This window comes from Pseudomonas sp. 43(2021) (genome assembly GCF_017490805.1).
Lineage (GTDB): Bacteria > Pseudomonadota > Gammaproteobacteria > Pseudomonadales > Pseudomonadaceae > Aquipseudomonas.
The window spans coordinates 13,216-29,634 of record NZ_JAFGYJ010000022.1 but is presented as its reverse complement, the minus strand read 5'-3'; the positions used below and the strand labels follow the sequence as shown (position 1 = coordinate 29,634).

Annotated in this window: 15 protein-coding genes; 3 read left to right on the top strand and 12 right to left on the bottom strand. The window is 64.4% G+C overall.

Translation table 11 applies throughout. The features are described 5' to 3' along the window. The 5 genes from J5M71_RS18860 to J5M71_RS18840 are packed head-to-tail and all read right to left on the bottom strand — an operon-like array spanning window position 1 to window position 4,331. Complete coding sequence (locus J5M71_RS18860) at window positions 1-273, bottom strand: lipid-A-disaccharide synthase N-terminal domain-containing protein (RefSeq protein WP_201201464.1); 273 nt, start codon at window positions 271-273, stop codon at window positions 1-3. Then, a complete protein-coding gene (locus J5M71_RS18855) occupies window positions 270-1,013 on the bottom strand; it encodes a glycosyltransferase family 2 protein (protein ID WP_207834953.1) in 744 nt (247 codons plus the stop codon). The genes J5M71_RS18860 and J5M71_RS18855 overlap by 4 nt, the downstream gene beginning before the upstream one ends. Window positions 1,014-1,047: 34 nt before the next feature. Continuing rightward, window positions 1,048-2,022, bottom strand: a complete 975-nt coding sequence (locus tag J5M71_RS18850) for an NAD-dependent epimerase/dehydratase family protein (RefSeq protein ID WP_207834951.1) — start codon at window positions 2,020-2,022, stop codon at window positions 1,048-1,050. Continuing rightward, the gene (locus J5M71_RS18845) at window positions 2,010-3,347 is read right to left on the bottom strand and encodes a UDP-glucose/GDP-mannose dehydrogenase family protein (protein ID WP_063914818.1); all 1,338 of its coding nucleotides are present in this window, start codon (window positions 3,345-3,347) and stop codon (window positions 2,010-2,012) included. Before J5M71_RS18845 ends, J5M71_RS18850 begins: the two co-directional genes overlap by 13 nt. 48 nt (window positions 3,348-3,395) lie before the next feature. Beyond that, window positions 3,396-4,331, bottom strand: coding sequence for a LysR family transcriptional regulator (locus J5M71_RS18840; RefSeq protein ID WP_207834940.1), 936 nt, complete (start codon window positions 4,329-4,331; stop codon window positions 3,396-3,398). 118 nt (window positions 4,332-4,449) lie between these two features. Here J5M71_RS18840 and J5M71_RS18835 point away from each other — a divergent pair, with 118 nt between their 5' ends. Continuing rightward, window positions 4,450-5,313, top strand: coding sequence for a type 1 glutamine amidotransferase domain-containing protein (locus J5M71_RS18835; RefSeq protein WP_207834938.1), 864 nt, complete (start codon window positions 4,450-4,452; stop codon window positions 5,311-5,313). Between the two features lie 119 nt (window positions 5,314-5,432). After that, entirely contained in the window at window positions 5,433-6,479 is a 1,047-nt protein-coding gene (locus J5M71_RS18830; protein ID WP_207834936.1) for a class I SAM-dependent methyltransferase, read from the top strand. A gap of 142 nt (window positions 6,480-6,621) precedes the next feature. On the opposite strand, the gene J5M71_RS18825 is transcribed toward J5M71_RS18830, so the two are convergent. The 6 genes from J5M71_RS18825 to yghU form a co-directional block, all read right to left on the bottom strand. Then, on the bottom strand, window positions 6,622-7,866 hold the full coding sequence (locus tag J5M71_RS18825) for a saccharopine dehydrogenase family protein (RefSeq protein WP_021782415.1): 1,245 nt from the start codon (window positions 7,864-7,866) through the stop codon (window positions 6,622-6,624). Window positions 7,867-7,897: 31 nt separating this feature from the next. Beyond that, window positions 7,898-8,995 (bottom strand): carboxynorspermidine decarboxylase, encoded by a 1,098-nt coding sequence (locus J5M71_RS18820; RefSeq protein ID WP_063914814.1) that lies wholly within the window; start codon window positions 8,993-8,995, stop codon window positions 7,898-7,900. A 343-nt stretch (window positions 8,996-9,338) separates the two neighbouring features. Further along, window positions 9,339-10,256, bottom strand: a complete 918-nt coding sequence (locus J5M71_RS18815; RefSeq protein WP_207834935.1) for a pyridoxal-phosphate dependent enzyme — start codon at window positions 10,254-10,256, stop codon at window positions 9,339-9,341. Then, window positions 10,253-10,927 (bottom strand): PAS domain-containing protein, encoded by a 675-nt coding sequence (locus J5M71_RS18810; protein WP_207834933.1) that lies wholly within the window; start codon window positions 10,925-10,927, stop codon window positions 10,253-10,255. The genes J5M71_RS18815 and J5M71_RS18810 overlap by 4 nt, the downstream gene beginning before the upstream one ends. Window positions 10,928-11,111: 184 nt before the next feature. Continuing rightward, the gene (locus J5M71_RS18805) at window positions 11,112-12,815 is read right to left on the bottom strand and encodes an amidase (RefSeq protein ID WP_063914811.1); all 1,704 of its coding nucleotides are present in this window, start codon (window positions 12,813-12,815) and stop codon (window positions 11,112-11,114) included. Between the two features lie 269 nt (window positions 12,816-13,084). Further along, window positions 13,085-13,927 (bottom strand): glutathione-dependent disulfide-bond oxidoreductase, encoded by an 843-nt coding sequence (gene yghU, locus J5M71_RS18800; RefSeq protein ID WP_207834924.1) that lies wholly within the window; start codon window positions 13,925-13,927, stop codon window positions 13,085-13,087. A gap of 200 nt (window positions 13,928-14,127) precedes the next feature. Between yghU and J5M71_RS18795 the strand changes: the two genes are divergently transcribed. Further along, complete coding sequence (locus J5M71_RS18795; RefSeq protein WP_207834916.1) at window positions 14,128-15,174, top strand: dienelactone hydrolase; 1,047 nt, start codon at window positions 14,128-14,130, stop codon at window positions 15,172-15,174. Here the strand turns inward: J5M71_RS18795 and J5M71_RS18790 are convergent. Continuing rightward, window positions 15,136-16,329, bottom strand: coding sequence for an MFS transporter (locus J5M71_RS18790; RefSeq protein WP_207834913.1), 1,194 nt, complete (start codon window positions 16,327-16,329; stop codon window positions 15,136-15,138). The two genes, J5M71_RS18795 and J5M71_RS18790, sit on opposite strands and share 39 nt — an antisense overlap. Between the last annotated feature and the right edge of the window lie 90 nt (window positions 16,330-16,419).

The following is a 16,419-nucleotide window of genomic DNA, read 5'->3' as shown; positions in this document are numbered from 1 at the left end:
CTATTCCTTCTGTTCCTGGTGGCGGGCGATCAGTTGCAGGTTGCGCAGGTAGACCAGGAAGCCGAAGCTCTGGCCGATGATGAACACCGGGTCCTGGCGATAGATGGCGTAAGTCAGCAGCAGTGCGCTGCCGAGCATGCTCAGGTACCAGAAACCCACCGGGATCACGCTGCGGCGCTTCAACTCGCTGTACAGCCACTGCAACACGAAGCGCCCGGTGAACACGGCCTGGCCGGCGAAGCCGATGATCAACCACAGGGTTTCTCGGGTCATCCTTCGAGCTCCTGGGGATGCGTGTCCAGGCGGGTGCGACGGATCAGCCACCAGACCCCGAACAGGTCGAGGATACCGACCAGGGCGCGGTCCAGATTGCCGTACTTGGACACCCCGGCGTGACGTGGCCGGTGGTTGACCGGGTGCACCAGCATACGCCCGTTGTGGCGCAGGATCAGTGCCGGGATGAAGCGGTGCATGTGGTCGAAATAGGGCAGGCGCAGGAAGGCCGCGCGCTCGATCAGTTTCAACCCGCAGCCGGTGTCTGGTGTGGCGTCCTTGAGCAGGCGGCTGCGCAGGCCGTTGGCAAGGCGCGAGGCCCAGCGCTTGCTGGCGCTGTCGCGGCGGTTGACCCGGTGCCCGGCCACCAGCGTGACGCCACCGGCCAGGCCCTGGTTGGCGCGCACCAAGGCCAGCATGCCGGGGATGTCTGCCGGGTCGTTCTGACCGTCGCCGTCCAGGGTCGCCAGCCAGCGTCCGCGTGCTGCCTGGGCGGCATGCCACAGTGAGGTGCTCTGGCCCAGCGAGCGCTCGTGGCGGAGGATGCGCAGTTGCGGGTAACCCTGGCTTTTCAGTTGCTGCAGTACGCTCAGGGTGCGGTCGCTGCTGCCGTCATCGACCACCAGCACTTCATAGTCTTCAGCTGCCAGCGCGGTGCGTATTTCCATCAGCAGTGATGGCAGGTTGTCGACCTCGTTCTTGGCGGGGATGAGTACCGAGAGGTCAAGTGGATCTGTCATGAGGCTACCTGTGATCTTGTGGTGATTGCACGGCTCAAACCCGGTAGAAATCCCGGTACCAGCCAACGAAGGCGTCGACGCCGTGTTCCAGCGATGTGTCCGGGGTGTAGTCGATCCAGCGCGCCAGCGAGCCGACGTCGGCCCAGGTTTCCAGCACGTCACCCGCCTGCAGCGGCAGGTAGTCGCGCCGGGCCTTGATGCCCAGTGCACGCTCCAGGCTTTCGACGAAGTCCAGCAGCCGTACCGGCTGGCCTCGGCCGATGTTGAACAGCTGGCAGGGCGGTTGCCCCTCAGCCGGCAGTGGCGGCTTCAGGCGCAAGCGCACGATGCTCTCGACGATGTCGTCGATGTAGGTGAAGTCGCGCCCCATCAGGCCGTGGTTGTAGACCTCGATCGGTCGGCCCTCGAGCATGGCGCGGGTGAACTTGAACAACGCCATGTCCGGGCGGCCCCAGGGACCGTAGACGGTAAAGAAGCGCAGGCCGGTGGTCGGTAGCCGGTACAGGTGTGCGTAGCTGTGCGCCATCAGTTCATTGGCGCGCTTGCTGGCGGCATACAACGACACCGGTTGCTCGACCGGGTCGTCGACGCTGAACGGCAGCTTGGCGTTGGCGCCGTACACCGAACTGCTGGAGGCGTAGATCAGGTGGCGGGGGGGCTGCTGGCGGCAGGCTTCGAGGATGTTGAGAAAACCGACCAGGTTGGCCTGGCCATAGGCACCAGGGTTGTCCAGCGAATAGCGCACCCCGGCCTGCGCCGCCAGGTGGATAACTTCACTGAACGCCTGCCCGGCGAACAGCTGTTGCAATTCGCTCGGGTGGGCAATGTCGAGGGTGTGGAAGCGGAAATTGGCAAAGCCGAACAGTTGCTGCAGGCGCGCCAGTTTCAGCTGGACGCTGTAGTAGGCGTTGAGGTTGTCGATGCCGACCACTTCGATGCCTGCCTCGCACAGGCGCCGTGCAACGTGGTAGCCAATGAAGCCGGCCACGCCGGTAATCAGTACGGGCATGCTGGCTGTACCTGGCCACGGCCGATGCCGTAGTAGGTCAGGCCGGCGGCGGCCATGTGCTCGGGTTCGAACAGGTTGCGCCCGTCGAACACCACCCGGTCGGCCAGTTGTTGCGGCACCTTGTCCAGGTTGAGCACACGGTAGTCCTGCCATTCGGTGACGATCACCAGGGCATCGGCGCCGCGCAGCGCATCCTCCTTGCACGGCACCAGTTGCAGGTCGGCGCGCGGGCCATAGTGGCGCTGGATCTCTTCCATGGCCTGCGGGTCGTGGGCCTGCACCCGCGCACCGGCGGCCCACAGCGCCTCCAGCAGGACCCGGCTGGAGGCCTCGCGGATGTCGTTGGTATTGGGCTTGAACGACAACCCCCACAAGGCGAAGACCTTGCCCCGCAGGCCACGTGGGTAGTGGCGCTGGATCTTGCTGAACAGCCGGCCCTTTTGCTGCTCGTTGACCGACTCCACCGCACGCAGCAACTGCGGCTCGAAGCCTTCGGCCTCGGCGCTGCGGCGCAGGGCTTGCAGGTCCTTGGGGAAGCACGAGCCGCCAAAGCCGCAGCCGGCGTAGATGAAGTCGTAGCCGATGCGCGGGTCCGAGCCGATGCCGCGGCGCACCATTTCGATGTCGGCGCCCAGGTGCTCGGCCAGGTTGGCGATTTCGTTGATGAAAGAGATCTTGGTCGCCAGCATGCAGTTGGCGGCGTACTTGGTCAGCTCGGCGCTGCGCGCATCCATGACCATGAGCTTTTCGCGGTTGCGGCTGAACGGCAGGTACAGCTCGCGCAGCAGCTCTACCTCGGCGGGTTCCGCGCCCCCAATGATGATGCGCTCCGGGCGCATGCAGTCATCGACTGCCGAGCCTTCCTTGAGGAACTCGGGGTTGCTGATGACGTGGAAGCGGCTGGTATCGGCCACGGCCTGGGCGATGCGTGCCTTGATGCGCTGCACCGTGCCGACCGGTGCGGTGGATTTGTTGACGATCACCTTGGGGCCGTCGGCATGTTCGAGGATGCTGTCGACCACGGCGAATACGTGCTTCAGGTCGGCACTGCCATCGGCCTGTGGCGGGGTGCCGACGGCGATGAACTGCAACCTGGCGTAGTTGGCCGCTGCGCTGGCGTCGGTGGTGAAGCGCAGGCGACCGCAGGCCAGGTTCTTCTCCAGCATCGGCGCAAGGCCGGGCTCGAAGATCGGGCAATGGCCTTCATTGAGGCTGGCGACCCGCTCGGCGTCGACATCCATGCACAACACCGAGTGTCCCACCTGTGCCAGGCACACTGCCTGGGTGAGGCCGACATAACCGGTACCGAAAACCGTGACCTTCATTTGACAGCTCCTTGGCGAGAAAGCTGAAAAAAAATGTCACATTGTTGTTTAGAAATTGTTACTTGCGCCGGCCGCTGCCTCCAGGGCTACGCGCCAAAGCTGTTGGCGGAACCAGCGCCGCAAAGGATCGGCATGGGTGCGTTCGTGCCAGATCTGCATCACCTCGACTGCTGGCAGTGTCAGCGGCAGCGGGTACATGAGCAGGTCGTCATCACGCTCGGTGGCTTCGATGGCCAGCGAGCGAAGGCAGGTGAGCAGCAGGTTGGTACCGCGCAGCAGGCGCGTGGGTGCTACGAAGCTCGACAGGCCTGCCACGACCCGGCGTTGCATTCCTTGGCCGCGCAAGGCGCGGTCGACCAGGCCATCGAGGTCGCCGGTGAGGGTAGTGAGCAGGTGGTCGCTGGCGAGGAAGGTATCGAGGTCCAGGCCTTTGTCCAGGCCTGGATGGCTGCGCGAGGCCAGCACCACGAAGTGTTCGGTGAGCAGGCGCTGTTGGTGGAAGGTTTCTGGCAGGTCGGTGTAGAACCCGGCAACGGCCAGGTCACAGGTGCCTTTCTCCAGTTCTTCGCGAGGTAGCTGGCCACGGGTGTTGTGGGTGACCAGGGTCAGGTTCGGTGCCTGGCTGCGCAGGATCGGCAGCAGCCTGGGTAACAGCGTCTGTTCTACATAGTCGGTGCTGTACAGGTGCAGGTGGGCAGGGCGGGCGAGGAAATCCTGCCCTTCGCAGCGCTCATAGAATCCCTCCAGACCCACCACCAGGCGTTCTACCTCGGGCGCCAGTTCGTGGGCGCGCGGAGTCGGGGTCAGGCCCCTGGGTGCGCGGACGAACAGGGGGTCACCAAACTGATGACGCAGCTTGTTGAGCTTGTGGCTGAGCGCGGGCTGGCTCAGCGCCATGCGCTGGGCGGCAAGGGTGGCGTTGCGTTCCTGATACAGCACATGGAACAGGTACAGCAGGTTGAGGTCCTTGCTGGTGATATTCATTTTCTGGATCACAGGCATGCGAGCTTTCGAATTATCGAATCATAGCCTTGCCATTAGCATGAACGCATCCCGCCAACGTGAGCGGAAGGCCCTATTTGCCAGATCAGGAGATTGTTGCATGACCAAGATGTCCCGGCTTGCCTTGGCTGTTGCCGGCACCCTGCTTGCCGCCGGTGCCCTTGCCGCACCCAAGGGTGAAGTGCTGGTGCTGTTGTCCAGCGAGTACCAGCTGCCACTGCAGGACGGCAAGCGCTACGCCACCGGCTACTACCTCAACGAATTCGGCGTGCCTGCCGACCAGTTGCTCAAGGCTGGTTACAAGCTGGTGCTGGTTACCCCCAAGGGTAATGCCCCGCGCGTGGACCAGCGTTCGATCGACCCAAGCTACTTTGCCGGTGATGCAGCGGAGATGCGCCGGATCGAGAAGGTCGTGCAAGGCCTGCCGGGCATTGACGATACCCTGTCGGTGAAAGAAGTCCTGGCAGGTGACCTGGGGCGCTATGCCGGGCTGTTCATCCCCGGCGGCCATGCGCCGTTGATCGACCTGGCCAACAACCCGGACGTGGGCGCCTTGCTGCGGCATTTCCACCAGGCTGGCAAGCCCACAGCCGCCATCTGCCACGGCCCCATCGCCTTGCTCTCGGCCCAGCAGGATCCGGCAAGCTACCAGTCGGCGCTGGCACGTGGTGAAAAGCCGGCAGCCAAAGACTGGTTGTACAAGGGCTACAAGATGACCATTTTCTCCGACCCGGAGGAGCAGGTGTTCGAGGGATCGCTCAAGGACCAGCGGCTGTTGTTCTACCCGGCCAATGCCATGGCAATGGCAGGGGGCGACATGGGCTACGCCAAGGCCTGGCAACCCAATGTGGTGGTAGACCGCGAACTGATCACCGGGCAGAACCCGTTCTCGGACAAGGCGCTGGCCAAGGTGCTACTGGAAAAGTTGGCTGGGCAGGCAAAGCCTTCTGATCAGGGCATCTAGACTTACAAGTGGCCTGCGTTGGGCAACGCTCGGCAGGCCCACACCATTCAATCGACCACCGCCTCCCCGGAGCGGATGTCCCTCGCTGGCGATGGCCTTCTTGCAGAGGAGGGCAGGTCATGGACGAGGCAAGGCTTCACGACTTCATGGGCAAGCTGGTGGGCGACATGGGCGCTGCGGCGACCTTGGCCAACGTGATTCTTGGCGATGAGCTGGGGTTGTATCGGGCCATGGCCGACAGCCAGCCGACCACCCCCGAGGCGCTGGCGGAAAAGACCGGCTGCCACCCGCGGCTGGTGCGCGAATGGCTCAGCGCCCAGGCCGCCTCGGGTTACATGGTGCATGACAAGGGCCGTTTCGTGTTGCCCGAAGAGCAGGCCATGGCCCTGGCGCTGGAGGATTCCCCGGCCTACATGGCCGGTGGTGCGGCGGTGGTGGCAGCGCTGTTCCATGACAAGGACAAGTTGGTCGCGGCCATGCGCGGCGACGGCGGGCTGGCTTGGGGCGACCACCACCCCTGCATGTTCAGCGGCACCGAACGGTTCTTCCGGCCGGGCTACCGCACCTTCCTGGTGGCCGAATGGTTGCCGGCACTGGAGGGCGTGGTGGCCAAGTTGCAGGCGGGCGCCAAGGTGGCGGATGTGGGCTGTGGGCATGGTGCTTCCACGCTGGTCATGGCCCAGGCGTTTCCGGCATCCACCTTCGTTGGCTACGACTACCACGGGCCTTCCATCGCCACCGCCAACGAGCGTGCGCGCGAGGCGGGGTTGGCGGGACGGGTGAGCTTCCAGCAGGCCAGCGCCAAGGACTACCCGGGGCATGACCATGACCTGGTGTGCTTCTTCGATTGCCTGCACGACATGGGCGACCCGGTGGGGGCTGCGAAGCATGCTTACCGCGCGTTGAAGGCCGACGGCACGGTGATGCTGGTGGAGCCTTACGCCGAGGATTCGCTGGAGGGCAACCTGACACCGGTTGGGCGCTTGTTCTATGCGGCATCGACGTTTATCTGCACGCCGAATTCGTTGTCGCAGGAGGTGGGGCTCGGGCTGGGTGCGCAGGCCGGGGAAGCGCGGTTGCGGGCGGTGTTCGAGGAGGCGGGGTTCAGCCGGTTCCGGCGAGCGACGCAGACGCCGTTCAACCTGATCCTGGAGGCTCGGAAATAGAGGTAAGCCTGTGCCGGCCCTTTCGCGGGTAAACCCGCTCCCACAGGCATTTCACAGGTCTGTAGGAGCGGGTTTACCCGCGAAGAGGCCGGGCCTGCAAAAACAGAAGGGGCGCCTTGATGGCGCCCCTCTGTCTTGCTGCTTAGGCTTCAGCGTCCCAAGGACGATCACCTTTTTCATCCTTGACGCGGGTCGGCAGGCCCATCACGTCCAGCGCCTTGAGGAACGGCTCGGCTGGCAGCTCCTCGACGTTGACCATGCGCTTGGCATCCCACTCGCCACGGGCAACCAGCAGGGCGGCAGCCACTGGCGGTACCCCGGCGGTGTAGGAAATGCCCTGGCTGTCGGTCTCGGCGTAGGCTTCTTCGTGGTCGGCCACGTTGTAGATGAACACTTCGCGCGGCTGGCCATCCTTGGTGCCCTTGACCAGGTCACCGATGCAGGTCTTGCCGGTGTAGCCCGGGGCCAGCGAGGCTGGGTCCGGCAGCACGGCCTTGACCACTTTCAGCGGTACCACTTCCAGGCCTTCGGCGGTTTTCACCGGTTGCTCGGAGAGCAGGCCCAGGTTCTTCAGCACGGTGAACACATTGATGTAGTGCTCGCCGAAGCTCATCCAGAAACGCACGTTCGGTACGTTGAGGTTCTTCGAAATCGAGTGAACTTCATCGTGGCCGGTCAGGTACAGGTTCTGCGAACCTACCACCGGCAGGTCGTCGGTACGCTTGACCTCGAACATGGTGTTGCTGGTCCACTGGCTGTTCTGCCAGCTCCACACTTGCCCGGTGAACTCGCGGAAGTTGATTTCCGGGTCGAAGTTGGTGGCGAAGTACTTGCCATGCGAACCGGCATTGACGTCGAGGATGTCGATCGAGTCAATGCTGTCGAAATACTGTTGCTGCGCCAGCTTGGCGTAGCTGTTCACCACACCCGGGTCGAAACCGACGCCGAGAATGGCGGTAATGTTCTTTGCCTGGCACTCTTCGAGGTGTTTCCACTCGTAGTTGCCGTACCACGGCGGGGTCTCGCAGATCTTGCCCGGCTCTTCGTGGATGGCGGTGTCCAGATAGGCGGCACCGGTATCGATGCAGGCACGCAGCACCGACATGTTGAGGAAGGCGGAACCAACGTTGATCACGATCTGCGATTCGGTCTCGCGGATCAGCGCCTTGGTTGCCTCGACATCCAGGGCATTGAGCGAGAAGGCCTGGATGTCTGCGGGTACCTTGAGGCTACCCTTGGCCTTGACGCTGTCGATGATGGCCTGGCATTTGGAGATGTTCCGTGACGCAATAGCGATACGACCCAGTTCGTCGTTATGCTGCGCGCACTTGTGGGCCACCACCTTGGCGACACCTCCTGCACCAATGATAAGAACGTTCTTCTTCAATTTGTCACTTGCTCCTTACTGAAAGCCGGTCTTACGACAGGCTGGAAACGTAGTCTTCGAAACCGAACTCGCGCACCACTTCGACGCTGCCGTCGAGTTGCTTGACCACGATGGATGGCATTTTCAGACCGTTGAACCAGTTTTTCTTGACCATGGTGTAACCCGCCGCGTCGACGAACGACAGGCGATCACCGATGGCCAGCGGACGATCGAATTGGTACTCGCCGAAGATGTCACCGGCCAGGCACGACTTGCCGCAGACCATGTAGGTATGCGCGCCGTCGTTGGGGGCCATCTTGGCGTTGAGGCGGTAGATCAGCAGGTCGAGCATGTGTGCTTCGATCGAGCTGTCGACCACGGCCAGGTGCTTGCCGTTGTACAGGGTATCGAGCACGGTCACTTCCAGCGAAGCGCTGTTGGTGATGGCCGCTTCGCCCGGCTCCAGGTACACCTGCACGCCGTACTTTTCCGAGAAGGCTTTCAGGCGCGCACAGAAGGCGTCCAGCGCGTAGTCCTCACCGGTGAAGTGGATGCCGCCACCGAGGCTGACCCACTCGACCTTGTGCAGCAGGTGCCCGAAGCGTTCTTCGATGTGCGTGAGCATCTTGTCGAACAGGCCGAAGTCGCCGTTCTCACAGTTGTTGTGGAACATGAAGCCGGAGATCTGCTCGATCACCTGTTCGACCTTGGCCGGGTCCCATTCGCCCAGGCGGCTGAACGGGCGGGCCGGGTCGGCCAGCAGGTAGTCGGAGCTGCTGACCTGCGGGTTGACGCGCAGGCCGCGGACCTTGCCTTCGGACTGAGCGGCAAAGCGTTGCAGTTGGCCGATCGAGTTGAAGATGATCTTGTCGCAGTTCTCGAGCATTTCCTCGACCTCGTCGTCGGCCCAGGCCACGCTGTAGGCGTGGGTTTCGCCGGCGAATTTCTGGCGGCCGAGCTTGAGCTCGTACAGCGACGAAGAGGTGGTGCCGTCCATGTATTGTTGCATCAGGTCGAAGACCGACCAGGTGGCAAAGCACTTGAGGGCGAGCAGCGCCTTGGCACCGGAGTGTTCGCGCACGTAGGCGATCTTCTCCATGTTGCCCAGCAGCTTGGTTTTATCGATGAGGTAGTACGGCGTCTTGATCATTTAAAGGCCCCCGGCCAGGCCGGCCAAAAAAAGGACACGCATTGTGCCTTCACTTGCCGCAGACCGAAAGGGTGGGTTACGCATTTCGTCGTGGTTGACGCCGTTGCGAGGGGATTTTTCCGGTTGCGGCGGGCTTAGTAGAACAGCGGCATGTGACTATCGTAATCAGCAACCGTGTGTCTCAAGGAGAATCCGATGAGCGTTGGATTGGATGGCACCGGCTTCGCCGGTGTTCGCGGGCTTGCCCGCTCCCACAGGAACCGCGTCAGCTTACACAACCCTTGATGCCAATACAGTACTTGTGGGAGCGGGTTTACCCGCGAGGAGGCCGGTACAGGTAACCTCAATCAACCTGCTTCAACCACGCCTGGATCTGCTCCAGCGTGGCGGTAGCCCCGCCACAAACCACCACCAGCACATTCTGGTACTGCGCCAGGGCGCCTGGTGCATAGGCCAGTGCCAACGCCGCCCCACAGGCAGGTTCCACCAGCACGCGATGGTCTCGCAGGAACCGCTCGCAGGCTTCCAGGGCAGCGCGGTCACTGACCAGATGGCTGTGCACCGGATGCTGCTGCACGCACACCAGCGCCTGGTCAGCCACACGCTTGGCCCCCAGCGACGTCGCCACCGAGGCAATACGTTCCAGCTCCACCGAATGCCCCGCCTGGATGGCCGCATGCAGCGATGCCGCGCCTTCGGTTTCCACTGCCAGCACCGGCACATCGCCCCAGCCGTTGCGCTGCAGCCCCTCGACCACGCCACTGAGCAAACCGCCACCGCCGACCGACAACACAACGGCATCCGGCTTCACGCCGGCCTCGGCGACTTCATCCACCAGGCTGGCATGCCCGGCCCACAGCAGCGGATCGTCGAATGGGTGGATGAAGGCGTCATCCGGGCCGACCAGGGTCTGCGCCAGGGCGTTGGCTTCTTGCCAGGAGCTGCCATGCACCACTACCTGTGCGTCCTCCAGGCGCAGCAGTTCCTTGGCCCGCTCAGTGGTGGTCTCGGGCACCACCACGGTCACTGGTACGCCCAGCTTGCGCCCGGCATAGGCCACTGCCAGGCCCGCGTTGCCGCCCGAGGAAGACACGAAATGCCGCGCGCCACGGGCATGGTGCACCTCGCAGGCGTGGCCTACGCCGCGCAACTTGAACGAGCCGCAGGGCTGCAGGGCCTCGAGCTTGAGCCAGACGTTGCGGCCAGCGGCCAGCGAAAGCGGCCGGGATTCGATCAGGGGGGTATGAATATGCAAGGTCATTGGCTGGCTCCGCGCAGTTGCTCAAGGTAGTTGTAAACGGTGTAGCGGGTCACGCCAAGGGCGCTGGCGGCCTTTTCCACGCCGCCCTTGACGATGAACAGGCCACGCTCCTGCATCACTCGTACGGCCTCGACCTTGGCCTGCTTGTTCATCCGCCCTTGGCCGCTGCGCTGCAGGGATGCCTGGATTATCTCGCTCATCAGCAGTTCCATGTCGGCGGGTTCACTGACGGCAGGCGCCGCCCCCAGCGGCTGGAACTGCTGGAGAAAACTCATGGCGGCGTCGAGGCCGGTGACGTCGGTGTTGACACAGAGGCTGGCGAAGGGGTGCCCGCTGCGGTCGCGGAAGATCGCCGTGGCGCTGCGCAGGGTGCGGCCCTTGAGGGTGGTAGGGTAGTCGGGCAGCACTACCGGCGCGCAGCCGTGCTGGTCGGCCGACGCCTGCATCAGTGCCTTGAAACCTTGGTCCTGTTCCGGGGCGGCGAGGATCGGGCTACCGACGCTGCGGCCGGAAAGGTGGCCGTTGACGATCGCCACCACGGAGTGTTCCGGGTGGTCGAGGTCGTGCAAAAGGATTTCCATGTTGCGCGCGGCAACGCTGCCCAGGGCCTGGATGGCGGCCTTGAGGACGGTGAGGGTGAGCTGGCGTTCTTCGCTGGGGGTGATAGGCATGGCAGATCGCAAAATCAACGTTTTGTGTATTTTTACACATGAAGTTGAATTTTGCGATTTGCTTTTTCAGGTCTATTCGCGGGTAAACCCGCTCCCACAGGTTCACCACAGGTCTTGAGTACTGTGGGGGCCCTGTGGGAGCGGGTTTACCCGCGAATGGGCTGCAAAGCAGCCCCTTCAGACCTCAGCTCAGGGCCGGGGTACGCGGCGGGATCATCCGCCGCGACCCGGTCGCCTCGAAGGCTGCACCGAAGCTAAGCAGCGCATTGTCGCTGTAAGCCCGGCCCGCAAAGGTCAACCCCACTGGCATGCCGATATCGGCCATCACGCCCATCGGCACAGTCACGGTCGGCACCCCCAGGTGACGGATCGCCAGGTTGCCGTTGGCCACCCAGATTCCGTTGCTCCAGGCGATGTCGGCCGATACCGGGTTGACGTCGGAGTCAGCCGGGGCCACATCGGCCACGGTGGGGAACAGCACCGCATCCAGGCCCAGCTTGTCCATCCAGTCTTCCAGGTCCATCTTGCGGGTCTGCTCCAGACCGCGCAGGCCGTCGGGCAGGGTCTCGATCTGGTCCCAGGTCTTCAGGCCACGCTTGGCCATGTTGACGTATTCGTCCATGCCGGCAGCCAGGTCGTCCTCACGGTTGGGCAGGGTGCCCGGGTCGTGGGGGAAAATCTGCGGCCCGTCGACGTCGGCCAGGCGGTTGAGCCTGGGGTCACCATTGGCGCGCAGGAAGTCGTCAAAGGCCCAACCCGACAGCTCCCACAGTTCGTCATGCAGGAACTCCTTGCTGACGATGCCGCGGTTGTACACGGTCGGTGCGCCCGGGCGATCACCTTCGCAGTTCGACACCAGCGGGAAGTCCACTTCCAGCACTTCGGCACCGGCCGCTTCCAGTGCCTGGCGAGCCTGCTGCCACAGGTCGATCACCGTGGCGCGGGTGTTGATGCGCTGGCCGGTCGGGCCGCCAATGCCAGGCTTTTCGGAAGTACCGGCTTCGGCATCGGCATTGATGTACATGCGCGGCACGCCAAAGCGCTTGCCCTTGAGCGCGCTGGCATCAACGGCCAGGTCCAGGTACGAAGCCGGGCGCACCGTCGAAGCCGCCGGGATGGGCACCCAGGGTTGCAGGCGCCACAGGTCGCCACGCTTGTCGGCGTCGTCAGCTACGACTACATCGAGAATTTCCAGCAGGTCGGCCATGGTGCGGGCATAGGGCACCACCACGTCCATGGTCGGTGTGAGCGGCCAGTTGCCACGCACCGAAATCACCCCGCGCGACGGGGTATAGGCGCACAGGCCGTTGTTGGACGCCGGGCCGCGGCCGCTGGACCAGGTTTCTTCGGCCAGGCCGAAGGCACTGAAGCTGGCGGCGGTGGCGGTGCCGGCACCGTTGGACGAGCCCGAGGCGAACGGTGCGGTCAGGTAGTTGGCGTTGTACGGACTTTCGGCGCGGCCATATACGCCGCGCTGCATGCCGCCGTTGGCCATGGGCGGCATGTTGGTCTTGCCCAGGCACACGGCGCCGGCGGCGCGCAGGCGTTCGATGGTGAAGGCGTCGCGCTGGGCCACCAGGTCCTTGAAGGCCGGGCTGCCCGATGCAGCGGTCAGGCCCTTGACCAGATAGCTGTCCTTGGCGGTGTAAGGGATGCCGTCCAATGGGCTCAGGACCTGGCCTTTGGCACGACGGGCGTCGGAGGCCTCTGCTTCTTTCAGTGCCTCGGGGTTGCGTACCACTACGGCGTTCAGGGCAGTGGCGGTGTCGGCGCCATCGTAGGCGTCGATGCGTGCCAGGTAGGCCTGGACCAGCTCGACCGCCGTCGTGCGACCCGATTCGAGCGCGTCGCGCAGCTCGGCAATGGAAACCTCGGTTACCTCGATCATGCGTTCACCAAAAAAAAATGTGCAGGTGGGGGCTAATGCGAGGAGTGTACAAGAAGGGCTTGCCGGGCGCAGGTTTGCGCGGGGGCAAATGGTTTTTTGCAGGCGGGCATTGTCGGGGCCTTCCCAAGCACTGCACGGACTCTTGTGGGAGCGGCCTTGCGTCGCGAAAGGGCCGCAGAGCGGCCGCGGCGATTTCACAGTGATACGAAGACCCTGGGGGCGCTTCGCACCCCTTTCGCGACGCAAGGCCGCTCCCACAAGGGGGCGCGTCAACCGTCCAGGTCTGCCGCCGCATGCCGCTCCGGCACCTGGCTGGCTTCATCCCCCCAGGTCCGGTTCACCCGGGTGCCGCGCTGTACCGCCGGGCGCAAGGCAATCTCCTCGGCCCAGCGCTGCACATGTCGGTACTCGTCCACCGCCAGGAACTCCGCCGCGCCATACAGGTTGCCGCGCACCAGCTGGCCATACCACGGCCACACGGCGATGTCGGCGATGCTGTATTCCTCGCCGCCCAGGTAGCGGCTTTCGGCCAGGCGCCGGTCGAGCACATCCAGCTGGCGCTTGGCTTCCATGGTGAAACGGTTGATGGCGTACTCGAACTTTTCCGGCGCATACACATAGAAGTGGCCAAAGCCACCGCCCAGGTAAGGCGCCGCCCCCATCTGCCAGAACAGCCAGTTCAGGCTCTCGGTGCGTGCAGCTGGCGCTTTCGGCAGCAAGGCGCCGAATTTTTCTGCCAGGTACAGCAGGATCGAACCCGACTCGAACACCCGCACCGGCGGCTCGACGCTGCGGTCGAGCAGGGCGGGGATTTTCGAGTTGGGGTTGACCTGGACGAAGCCGCTGGAGAACTGCTCGCCCTCGCCAATGCGGATCAGCCAGGCATCATATTCGGCACCCTGGTGGCCCTGCGCGAGCAGCTCTTCGAGGGCGATGGTGACCTTGACGCCATTGGGCGTGGCCAGGGAGTACAGCTGCAGCGGGTGCTTGCCCAGCGGCAGGTCCTTGTCATGGGTCGGGCCGGCAACCGGGCGGTTGATGCTGGCGAACTGGCCGCCGGACGCTGCGTCGTTGCGCCAGACCTTGGGTGGTACGTAGGCGGGCTTGCTCATGCATGAATCTCCTTCAATGGCGCGAAACGGTCACGTAAGAACGTGGGTCTGCATCTATGCCACGGGTTCGACGAATAGCGCAAATGCATAGGGTGCGAGCGTGAAGTGCATGACTTCGGTTTCATCCAGGTTTCATCCGGCGCAGGCCAGGCCGGTTCTATGCTGGGCTATCTCTTCGCCCTGCAAGGAACCGCCGGCCGATGACTCTTGCACGCTGCGTGTTGGCGCTGGCCTTGCTCGGCGGCCTGCTGGCCCACGCCGAGGCCGCGCCCTGGGTTGCCGGCCTGCACTACATGACCCTGGCCGACCCGGTCGACGCCCGGCCCATGCAGGCACTGGCGTTCTACCCGGCCATTGGCAAAACCCGCACCAGCCGCATCGACGGCTACCCGGTCAACGTGACTGAAGAGGCGCCGGTAGCGTTGGGCCAGTTCCCGTTGCTGGTGCTGTCCCACGGCAACACTGGCAGCCCGCTGGCCTTGCACTACCTGGCGACGTCGCTGGCGCGCCAGGGCTTTATCGTGGTGGCGGTGGTACACCCCGGGGACAACGCCCGCGACCACAGTCGCCTGGGCACCCTGAGCAACCTGTATGGCCGGCCGCTGCAAGTCAGTGCCGCCATCACGGCCGCTCGCGCTGATGCCTTGCTGGAGCCCTACCTGAACGACGGCAAGGTGGGGGTGATCGGCTACTCGGCCGGTGGCGAAACCGCTTTGATTCTCTCCGGCGCGCGCCCTGACCTGGACCGCCTGCGCCAGTATTGCCTGGAGCGCCCGAATGACGGCGACGCCTGCAAGACCCACGGCGTACTGATTGCTGATCGCAGCGAGCTGGCGCCCGAGGCCGACCAGCGGGTGGGGGCGGTGATGCTGATGGCACCGTTGAGCCTGCTGTTCGGGCGCCATGCCCTGGCCGGGGTGCAGGTGCCGGCACTGATCTACAGTGGCGACAGCGACCAGTTGGTGGCTGTGGACCGTAACGCCGAAGCCCTGGCCCGCAAGCTGCCGGTTACACCGGACTACCGCCTGTTGGCCGGCGCCGGGCACTTCGTGTTCATGGCCCATTGCGATGCCGAGCAATACGTGCGGATGCCGGCGCTGTGCAAGGACGCCGAAGGCGTGGACCGCCGTCATATCCATCATTCACTGCAGCGTGAAACCGCGGCGTTCTTCAGCCAGGCGCTGGGCGCGCCGCAGCCGGCCGAGCGTTCAGCCGCGACCAGCGCGCCGCGCCAGCAACAGCGTTAGGCCGACACCGGCCAGGGCGAGCAGGGCCGCCACACAGAAGATCGAGGCATAGCCCAGGTGCACGGCCACCGCGCCCATCACCGGCCCGGCGATGGCCAGGGCGATGTCGAAGAACACCGCGTAGGCGCCCAGCCCTGCGCCACGACTGCTGCTAGGCACCTGCTTGATCGCCTCCACCCCCAGCGCCGGGTACACCAGCGACAGCCCGAACCCAGTAAGCCCGGCGCCGATCAGCGCCCACGATGGCGACGGTGCCAGCCACAGCAGGCTCAGGCCGAGCACTTCAGTGGCCATGCACGTGACCGCGACGTTGTAGCCGCCAAAACGGTTGACTGCGTTGACGAACAGCAGCCGCGAAATGATGAAGCACACGCCAAAGGCACTCAGGCACCAGGCCGCGCCCACCCAGCCGCGCTCCAGGTAATACAGGGTGACGAAGGTGGTCAGGGTGCCGTAGCCGATAGAAGCCAGGGTCAGGCCCAGGCCGCACGGTGCGACGCGGCCGAAGGCCGACCAGAAGGGCAGGCGCTCGCCGCGCACCACCACCGCGTCTGGCCGCCTGCGCAGCACCAGCAGGGCCGATACCGCCAGCACCAGCAATGCCGGCCCCAGCACGCTGAAGCCCAGTCCGTCCACGGCCAGTACGCCCAACGGTGCGCCGATGGCGATGGCGCCATAGGAGGCGATACCGTTCCAGGAAATCACTCTGGCGGTGTGCTCGGGCCCGACCTGGCTGATACCCCAGCTCAGCGTGGCCACGCCGATCAGCCCTTGGGCGATGCCCAGCAGCAAGCGCCCGCCGAGCAACAGCGCCAGGCTCAGCAGCGGTAGCGTCAGGGTCCAGGCCGATAGCAGGGTCAACGCCCCGCAGCCGGCAATCCCCAGCAAGCCGAAGCGAATGGCCCGCTTGCCCCCCAAGGTATCCGCCACGCGTCCGGCAAACGGGCGGCTGAGCAGGGTGGCCAGGTATTGCAGGCCAATGGTCAGCCCGGCGACCACCGCGCCATAGCCCAACTGGTCGTGCACATGGCTGGGCAGCACGGCGATGGGCAGGCCGATGCAGAGGAAGGCAATGAAGGTGTAGAAAACGATCGACAGGATCTGCAGGGTGATTTGCAGCGTGTTGCTGGCGGGGACGGGCTGTTGCGCGGTCATGGGCTCGTTCGCGGGCGGGCGGTTGGGCGTGGTCCCATCATGGCCGTTGCGTGAAGGAAATGAAAGCAGGCTAACGAATTATTCGTCGGG

Excerpts from the sequence above, each read along its gene's own strand:
- J5M71_RS18860 (WP_201201464.1), bottom strand. The coding sequence starts at position 273 with ATGACCCGAGAAACCCTGTGGTTGATCATCGGCTTCGCCGGCCAGGCC.
- J5M71_RS18855 (WP_207834953.1), bottom strand. The coding sequence starts at position 1,013 with ATGACAGATCCACTTGACCTCTCGGTACTCATCCCCGCCAAGAACGAG.
- J5M71_RS18850 (WP_207834951.1), bottom strand. The coding sequence starts at position 2,022 with ATGCCCGTACTGATTACCGGCGTGGCCGGCTTCATTGGCTACCACGTT.
- J5M71_RS18845 (WP_063914818.1), bottom strand. The coding sequence starts at position 3,347 with ATGAAGGTCACGGTTTTCGGTACCGGTTATGTCGGCCTCACCCAGGCA.
- J5M71_RS18840 (WP_207834940.1), bottom strand. The coding sequence starts at position 4,331 with ATGAATATCACCAGCAAGGACCTCAACCTGCTGTACCTGTTCCATGTG.
- J5M71_RS18835 (WP_207834938.1), top strand. The coding sequence starts at position 4,450 with ATGACCAAGATGTCCCGGCTTGCCTTGGCTGTTGCCGGCACCCTGCTT.
- J5M71_RS18830 (WP_207834936.1), top strand. The coding sequence starts at position 5,433 with ATGGACGAGGCAAGGCTTCACGACTTCATGGGCAAGCTGGTGGGCGAC.
- J5M71_RS18820 (WP_063914814.1), bottom strand. The coding sequence starts at position 8,995 with ATGATCAAGACGCCGTACTACCTCATCGATAAAACCAAGCTGCTGGGC.
- J5M71_RS18815 (WP_207834935.1), bottom strand. The coding sequence starts at position 10,256 with ATGACCTTGCATATTCATACCCCCCTGATCGAATCCCGGCCGCTTTCG.
- J5M71_RS18810 (WP_207834933.1), bottom strand. The coding sequence starts at position 10,927 with ATGCCTATCACCCCCAGCGAAGAACGCCAGCTCACCCTCACCGTCCTC.
- J5M71_RS18805 (WP_063914811.1), bottom strand. The coding sequence starts at position 12,815 with ATGATCGAGGTAACCGAGGTTTCCATTGCCGAGCTGCGCGACGCGCTC.
- yghU (WP_207834924.1), bottom strand. The coding sequence starts at position 13,927 with ATGAGCAAGCCCGCCTACGTACCACCCAAGGTCTGGCGCAACGACGCA.
- J5M71_RS18795 (WP_207834916.1), top strand. The coding sequence starts at position 14,128 with ATGACTCTTGCACGCTGCGTGTTGGCGCTGGCCTTGCTCGGCGGCCTG.
- J5M71_RS18790 (WP_207834913.1), bottom strand. The coding sequence starts at position 16,329 with ATGACCGCGCAACAGCCCGTCCCCGCCAGCAACACGCTGCAAATCACC.